Genomic DNA, 4,976 nt, shown 5'->3' with positions numbered 1-4,976 from the left:
CCCACCAGATGCCATAGCGATTATTGTCCGGATTGAATTTCATTCGCCCGACTCTCATGTTGGCATCTCCCCATCATTACACGCAATCCAGGCCCCAAGCCCATCCCACGTCAAAATGGCAGCCAAAGACTCTGCGGCATCATCATCTGCCGGAGAGTCGCCCTCCACCAGATCGGCAATCAGCTGACCGATTCTGGACAGGTCCTCATCTGTCCACCCGGTCATGACCAGCATGGGGTCCCAGTCGATGTAGCTGCAAATTTCCTCTGCCATGCGATCATAGCTGCACTCGTACCGAAGGTGATCCATCCCTATAAGTTCCTGGATAGCATCGGTACCGACCACTTCGACGACGCTTGACAAATCAGACTCCGTCATCTCCGCCAGGTCAAAAAGACTTGCTGCCAAAAAGGCGACTTTTTCTTTTGTTTCAGTTTTCATTGTTAAAACTCCTCTCGTTTGTGTGATTGTTTTTCCAGTCACCAATATTTTTTTGCATAAAGTAACGCAAAGCATGACCGTACACATCCATATTGTGAGCAGCCATGTACGCATCCAGCTCTTCCTTTTCCTGCGCGGAAAGGCGGATCTCCACGGAGTAGGTCTGCCGTTTGTCATCCGCGCAGGGCTTGCCGCTCTGCACCCAGAAGGGACGAATGCCGAATCTTTTGGCATAGGGCAGCAGCTGATCCTCACGGATTTCAAGAAGCTGTGCAGCCCTCGCCTTCGTGTAGACCTGCCCCTGGCACGCCAACTCCCGCATCTTCATGTCAAGCTCCAGCGGGAGAGCTATGCCCGAGAAAAACGCCAGGGGAGGGATGTCCAGAAGGACAGCCAGCAAAGCGTATTCTTCTGTTGAATAGATTTCATACCTCCTTAGCCGCCGTGCGTGGGCTTTTGTGATGTGTTTGCCAAAGCATCTGACCACGATATCAGCGCCAAAGCGTTCTGTCAGTGCTGTATAGAGCCGCTGAACATCCCAGGACTGCCGCAGGATGTTGCCATCCTCCAGGAAACCAGCGTTCTCAATCGTCGTGGAGAGATTTTCCGATAGCAGGTTGGGGCTCGTTTCATAGGGCAGAGTGTACATATAATGTAGCGCCTCTGTCAGCGAGTATTCTGTCTCCGTAGCTGCAAAAACAGCATCCGGTAGGTTTTTCGGCGGCAGGATAAGCTGCTGCCCGATTGACATCGTGTTCTGCCGGGGAAGAGGAACGAGCCGGCACAGGTGCTTGGGGCAAAGCGGCAGGGAAGCGATCTGATGCTCCGTGTGCCAGTAGGGTTCGCCATACTGCTTTACATCCTCAACCGCACACTGTGGGCAGGAACGTAAAGGCATCTCTGCCCCATTTCTCTTGGTCGTAAACAGAAATTTTGGCTGCATATTTTCCCCATCCAGGAATTCTTGTAGGTACTCCCGCTTCTTTTCCAAAGGCTGAAAACGCATCCGAAATGGAAACAGAGAATGCCGCAAAGCGCAGTCCCGCAGAGATAAAACATTCTCTGGCAGCTGGGCGGCTATGATCTGCATGGAGGTGTTTGGCATTGTATCGCCAAGGCGGGGATACCCCTTTATTTCCGGGAACAATTCCTGAATGGTGTACTTCCAGTAGGTGTTGCCAGAACGGATATGATACCGTGTGATGATACCGTACCAAAGCTCATCCTCATAGGGCGTCGGGAAGAATGTCAGCATGACGCAGGCCACTCCTCCAAAAGATGATTTTCCTTAAAGAAATACAAGAGATCATTACCCCCAGCGAACACCGCCACCAAGTCCTGCGCATCCCTGGATGCCGCCCGACGCCCTCGCTGGTTGGTATAAAGCCTGGGGATCGACTCTGGGGACTCCTCTGGAACCTCCTCGGGGACTTCCCGTGGGATTTCCTCAGAGGATTGGCTGGGAACGTTCTCAGCATCGCCAACATCGAAATCCGACAAATATGTTCCACCCGAATACGTTTTGGGAACCTTGATCGCCAGGATGTCAATCGCCCTCTGCATCACTCTTTCGTCCATCCGGGCCTGTCCAAGGAGAAGTGCTTGGGCCTGTGTTTCCTGAAAGATTTTGACAATGTAAGCCGGAATACCGCCGGAGTAGTCAAAGAGCTTATTTGCCAACTTTTCCGTCAGAGGGGCTTGTTGAGGGGTTAATTGATAGGGACATAGTTGTTCAAGGAATCTTCTATATGTCCCGTCCGGTTTCAGCGGTAACAGGCGAATTCCTCTTGTTCTGCGTTTCAAGTGTTCTTGACTCGTGAATAATTGCTCTGCCGCAGGGGTGCCGACAAAATAGACGGCGGTGGCTGTGTCGTTGGTCAGCTCAACCAAAAACTTCAGCAGCGGCTTGATTTGCCGATTACGCTGGGCTGTCTCTACTGCATTCTGAATTTCGTCCACCAGCAGCAGGCCCACATGATGGGTCATGCAGAGGATCTTGACCTGGGTGGCAACAGCAGAGGCTGCGATGGAGCGGAGGGAGATCAACTGATGCAGGTAGTCCGAACCAATCGCTCTGTCCAGTGCGGATAACAGGTTAAGTGCTAGGGTTTTGACTGAGCAGTCGGATGGACACTCAATCCGTAAGTATAGGACCTGTTTGCAGTAAAATGGCTGTCCCATGTATTCGGTGTGTTCAATAACCTGGGGCATGGTTTCCAAAGCCCGCCGGATGGTGGAGGTCTTGCCAATTCCCGGCACTCCCAGGACAGAGCCGGAAGCAGCTTGCGTAGCATAGGAAATGTTCTCCTTTCCGCAGAATAGAGCGTTGATTTGACGGATTTCCTCCATAGCAGTTCTTGTTGTATAAGTCTCCCGGATGGCTCGGTAAAGCTGATCGTAGACAGCGTACATATAGTCGAGTGGGACAAAAAGGGAGGCCAGCATGGGGAGGCTCTGTCTCCGTTCCTCGGGGGACATCCGAGGGAGATCATGAGGAAGGCCGGGGGTGCTGCGGATAGTAGACAGAAATTCGTCCCGGGGCAGCATCTCCGGCAAGGCCGCAAGGAAGGGATTGTCAGCCGGGGCGTTGTCATAGACAGCACCGCAACAGGATTCATTTGGTGGATATTTCCGCATTTTTGTGTCCTCCTTCCCAGTTTTAGTCCTGATTTGGTGCTTTTATCTCAAAATATGCAAGAGGCGTGACACTGGCAAAGCTGTCCACATAAAAGCAATAGGGCCGGAAACCATCATCGATTTCGATAATCTCACCGGTTTCCACTTGCACCTGCGGCGGGAGGATGTTCTCAAGATACTCTTTCTGTGTTTCTGCGAAGAATTCTTTCGCCGTTATCCCCAGCGGGACCTCCATCCGCAGCGTGTAGTGGTGCGGCGATGGATGGATATGCCCTAATTCATTCCGCAGCATAAACTCCATGAGTTCGCTGTTTTTGTCCACAAATCCATAGATGCGGCAGATCGGAGGGGAGAGCCGCCTGGGACACCATTTGGGGGGCTTGATTCTGGGATCTGACTTGCGAAATCTCCGGGGTTTCTTTTTCTCAAAGCCTGTGCAGTAGCGGGTTTCAGAGACAGAACCACCTACAATTAGCCGGTACTGACAGCTGAGACAAGATGGTGTTGAAAAGGTGAATTTCTTAGTCATTTGCTGCACCTCCCTTCCGGTCTTCTTTCTTGACAGGTCTTGGCATTATACATTCTCATGTCAGTAACCCTCTTTCCCCTGAGCGATTCTCATTGATGACTTTCCCATCCTGCTTGGGTTTCTCAGAGCCGACAGCAGAGGCGTCCCGGACAATCTGGCGGATGCTCTGGATGCTCTCCACGCTGGCGGCGACCTCCTGTCTCCTGGCTGTACTGCGCTGTTTTCGCTCATGCTGTTTCAGAGCACTGGCCTCCGGTTGAGATAGGCCGCTGTACTGGGACTGGTTAGGGGACAACCAGCAGGGCTTGAACGAGCAGTCATCCAGAAGGACGTAGACACAGCTGAGATCAGAACGGGAGAAAGCTGCGTTGTAGGTCTTGTCCAACGTTAAACCATCCATGTCCATCGGGACATACAGCAATCCGTTAATCCGCAGCCCTTTTCGGGTCAATTTAGCAGTCTCGCGCGGGAGCGACATCAGGTATAGTTCCTCATACGGGACATCCAGCAGGGAAGCATCTGAGTCGAGCCACTTCTGGGCCTGGGTTACTGCATCTGAAAGGATGCGTCCAGAGTTGATGTATAGTACACAATGGATCACAATTTGCGTAAATTCATCCAGATTCAGCACGCTCTGGCTTCGGTAATCCGTTGACCAACGCTCCTGAGCGTCTGGTTCGATGACACCCTTCCTTCTCAAAAGCGGCTTGTATCGTTGCTGAATGAGATCGAAAGATTTCTCAACCAGCCCCTTTCCGTCCGGCCTGAAGGGAGGAAGCGACTGAATCTCAACGCCACACTCTCGACAAAATTTGACCTTATCCTGAGCCGCATTGGCGAGACAGAGCACCACGGCGGACTCATCGCACTCCAAACCAACGTAAATGTCTGCAATGAGCTGTGTTGCCGTATCCACCGCCAGATAGATGTACGGTCGCCCGATTACCTTGCTCCTGTCCTGTCGGGAGACCAGGTAAATATCCGCCTGGGTAGCGTCCATTTGATAGCTACCTGGAACGCTTCTCCAGTCCGATGACGAACCAAAGACCGGGCGCTCATTGCGCTGATAGTTCGTCAGGCCAGACCGAGCAATCAATTTTCGAGGCTGTTTGTGATAGTTACGGCTATAAAAATAGTTGCGGAAACTTGACCAGGACGGGATATTTTCAACCAGTTTCCCACTCGAATCCGTGCATTTTTGCACCAGCATCATGTCGTATGTGGCCCTCAGCGAGAACCGTTTTGCTGAGAAATAGAGCGTCTTGATGGCCCATTCGTAGGTTTTGTTGACATTAACCTCACGATTTTTTGAAAACGCCACCTGCCCGGTTGCCAGGTATCTGTAGTACAATCTTAGGACCCGGCGGGG

Annotated in this window: 5 protein-coding genes; all 5 read right to left on the bottom strand. The window is 52.0% G+C overall.

The window, feature by feature from the left end:
* Window positions 1-54: 54 nt before the first annotated feature.
* Window positions 55-441 carry a hypothetical protein gene (locus Q2B33_RS23205; protein WP_300817583.1) on the bottom strand — a complete coding sequence of 129 codons (387 nt, stop codon included), beginning with the start codon at window positions 439-441 and terminating at the stop codon, window positions 55-57.
* Entirely contained in the window at window positions 431-1,696 is a 1,266-nt protein-coding gene (locus tag Q2B33_RS23200; protein ID WP_300817581.1) for a TniQ family protein, read from the bottom strand. Before Q2B33_RS23200 ends, Q2B33_RS23205 begins: the two co-directional genes overlap by 11 nt.
* Complete coding sequence (locus Q2B33_RS23195; protein WP_300817579.1) at window positions 1,690-3,078, bottom strand: ATP-binding protein; 1,389 nt, start codon at window positions 3,076-3,078, stop codon at window positions 1,690-1,692. Before Q2B33_RS23195 ends, Q2B33_RS23200 begins: the two co-directional genes overlap by 7 nt.
* Before the next feature lie 22 nt (window positions 3,079-3,100).
* Complete coding sequence (locus Q2B33_RS23190; RefSeq protein WP_300817577.1) at window positions 3,101-3,607, bottom strand: hypothetical protein; 507 nt, start codon at window positions 3,605-3,607, stop codon at window positions 3,101-3,103.
* A gap of 55 nt (window positions 3,608-3,662) precedes the next feature.
* A partial coding sequence (locus tag Q2B33_RS23185) for a Mu transposase C-terminal domain-containing protein (RefSeq protein ID WP_300817575.1) occupies window positions 3,663-4,976 on the bottom strand: 1,314 nt, incomplete at its 5' end.

This window comes from uncultured Acetatifactor sp., from assembly GCF_948601915.1.
Taxonomy (GTDB): Bacteria; Bacillota; Clostridia; order Lachnospirales; family Lachnospiraceae; genus Acetatifactor.
This window is presented reverse-complemented; position numbering and strand designations above follow the sequence as displayed.

Excerpts from the sequence above, each read along its gene's own strand:
- Q2B33_RS23205 (WP_300817583.1), bottom strand. The coding sequence starts at position 441 with ATGAAAACTGAAACAAAAGAAAAAGTCGCCTTTTTGGCAGCAAGTCTT.
- Q2B33_RS23200 (WP_300817581.1), bottom strand. The coding sequence starts at position 1,696 with ATGCTGACATTCTTCCCGACGCCCTATGAGGATGAGCTTTGGTACGGT.
- Q2B33_RS23190 (WP_300817577.1), bottom strand. The coding sequence starts at position 3,607 with ATGACTAAGAAATTCACCTTTTCAACACCATCTTGTCTCAGCTGTCAG.
- Q2B33_RS23195 (WP_300817579.1), bottom strand. The coding sequence starts at position 3,078 with ATGCGGAAATATCCACCAAATGAATCCTGTTGCGGTGCTGTCTATGAC.